The organism is Psychrobacter sp. CAL346-MNA-CIBAN-0220, from assembly GCF_040309805.1.
Lineage (GTDB): Bacteria > Pseudomonadota > Gammaproteobacteria > Pseudomonadales > Moraxellaceae > Psychrobacter.
In genome coordinates this window covers 1-270 of sequence record NZ_JBEOPF010000315.1, presented here as the reverse complement: position 1 = coordinate 270, position 270 = coordinate 1, and the positions used below count along the sequence as shown (strand labels likewise).

Genomic DNA, 270 nt, shown 5'->3' with positions numbered 1-270 from the left:
CCCATGTACCACGCTCAATTGGCCCTGATAACTTAAATTTAAACTCTTGCACCATGTCTTCACCTGCTGCAAGGGGTTCGCTAACGCTGGTGATAATGCCGTTAAATATGCGTGAAGGTTTACCAACAACCGGATAATGAAGCGCATACTGCGTTGTGGCTTCTGAGTTATCTTCAACTGTGCCGTAAAACTCGTCTTCCATTGCTTTGGCTTCTGCGTTTTCGGTTTTACGGTATTTAATTTTTACCGTTAATTCGCCCGGTTCAAGCA

At 44.4% G+C, this 270-nt stretch carries 1 protein-coding gene; it reads right to left on the bottom strand.

What is annotated here, in order from left to right; translation table 11 throughout:
• On the bottom strand, positions 1-270 hold a 270-nt coding region (locus AAEY88_RS13790), incomplete at both ends, for a hypothetical protein (protein ID WP_350563294.1).